General features: G+C 56.4%; 2 protein-coding genes. Both read right to left on the bottom strand.

The window, feature by feature from the left end; translation table 11 throughout:
- Positions 1-190: 190 nt before the first annotated feature.
- Positions 191-1,120, bottom strand: coding sequence for a branched-chain amino acid ABC transporter permease (locus AC1D1P_RS21740; RefSeq protein ID WP_477674401.1), 930 nt, complete (start codon positions 1,118-1,120; stop codon positions 191-193).
- 117 nt (positions 1,121-1,237) lie between these two features.
- On the bottom strand, positions 1,238-2,097 hold an 860-nt coding region (locus AC1D1P_RS21735), incomplete at its 5' end, for a MalY/PatB family protein (protein WP_477674400.1).

The raw sequence follows: 2,097 nt of genomic DNA, 5'->3' as shown, positions 1-2,097 counted from the left end.
ATGTTCAGGCCCAGGGCCAGCAGCACATACAGCAGCGCCATGTCGACAATGCGCACCCAGGCGTTGCCGCCCTGCTGCAGGATCAGCGGAAGCACCAGCAGTGCCGCCGCGACGACCAGGAAGGTAATGAGTTTTTTCGATTTGACAGAATTCATGATTGTTCTCCTTGTGTACCGGATAGACGGGGGCGTCACGCCCGGTCCGCTACACGCTCACCCAGCAAGCCTGAAGGCCGCAGCGTGAGCACAAAAATCAGCACGATGAACGCAAAGATGTCGGAATACTGGCTGCCCAGCACCCCGCCCGTCAGCGGGCCGATGTAGCCGGCGCCGATGGATTCAATGAGGCCCAGCAATATGCCGCCCAGCACCGCACCGCCGAGGTTGCCAATGCCGCCGAAGACAGCCGCGGTGAAGGCTTTGAGGCCGGGCAAAAAGCCCATGGTGTGCTGCACCGTGCCGTAATTGGAGGCATACATCACGCCGGCCAGCGCGGCGAGGATGGCACCGATGATGAAGGTGGCCGAGATGACGGTGTCGGGTCGCACACCCATCAGCGCTGCAACGCGGGGGTTTTCAGCGGTGGCCCGCATCGCACGGCCCAGCTTGGTGTAATGCACCAGCCACATGAGTACGGAAAGGGAGACAACGGTTGCGCCCAGGATGAAGAGCTGGGTCACGGTGATGACGGCGCCGCCGACCTGGAAGGGCTCGCTCGGAAGCAGGGTCGGATAAGGTTTGTAGTTGGGCTTCCAGATGATCATGGCCAGTGTCTGCAGCAGCAGCGACATGCCGATGGCGGTGATCAGCGGGGCCAGTTTGGGCGAGTTTCGCAGCGGCCGGTAGGCGATTTTTTCGATGGCAAAATTGAGGGCGCCGCACACCACAAAGGCGATCAGCAGCGAAATCAGCAAAATAATCCAGCCCGGCGTGCCCGGCATGGAGTCCTGCATCAGACCGATGRTGGTCCAGCTGGTTAAAGCCCCGACCATCAACACTTCACCGTGCGCAAAATTGATCAGGTTGATGATGCCGTACACCATCGTGTAGCCCAGGGCGATCAGGGCATACATGCTGCCCAGAACCAGACCGTTGATGATCTGCTGCATCAAAATATCCATGAACTTATCTCCTGTATTTTTTTTTACCGACAACCGTATTCGGTTATCAATGTCATTTTTCGAACTGGTTTGAGCATGCTTTTCAGGGCGCTATCCCTAGGCCCAGGATGTGTGCATCTAACGCGACGCGATCGCAGCCGCCAACTTTTTCAAAGCCTCTTCTATTTGTATTCGCGGGCATGCAAGATTCAATCGAATGCATTGAGCCCCGTTCGCCACAAACATTTCTCCTCCCTCCAGGAGCAGGCCAGCCTTTTCGAGGAAAAACCTTGTCAGATTGATGGATTCGTCAAAATAGGCGCTTAAATCCACCCATGCCAGATACGTGGCCTGGGGAATATGGAACCGGGCCTTAGGCAGCCAAAGCGAGAGACAGCGATGCATGAGCGCAAAGTTGTCGTCTAGATATTGCCTGAGCGCGTCAAGCCAGGCCTCGCCGTCTCTGTAGGCCCCGACCGCCGCAGCGAGACTGATCGGATTGACGAACGGGTAGTGCCTTCGCTTCCATACAGTACGAAGCTCGGGATCAGGGATGATCACGGTGGCGATCATCATTCCGGCTAGGTTAAACGTCTTGCTCACCGCCATGCAGGTGATGATGTCCTTGCTGCTCGGAAAAAGCTTAGCCAGTGGCACATGCATCACCCCGGTGCGAGTCAAGTCACAGTGAATCTCGTCAGACACAATCTTGACGCCGTTGGCTAGGCAAAGTTCACCCATGCGGCGCAACTCCTGCTCGGTCCAGACACGACCGGTTGGGTTGTGGGGGTGACAAAGAAAAAACATCTTCACAGCTGGATCGCAAACCTTACGCTCGAAGTCCTCGAAGTCAATCTCGTAGTCTCCATCGTCTTTTTTATGCAAAGGAGAAACTTCGAACATCCTGTCGCGTTGGACGACTGCATGCTTGAAGTAGCCGTACGAAGGTGTCAGGCTGAACACCTTGTCGCCGGGATTGCAGATGTACTCCACTCCAC

Source organism: Polaromonas sp. P1_E1_2, from assembly GCF_056406035.1.
Note: the sequence above shows the minus strand (reverse complement) of the source record. Positions and strands in the feature narration are given on the sequence as shown.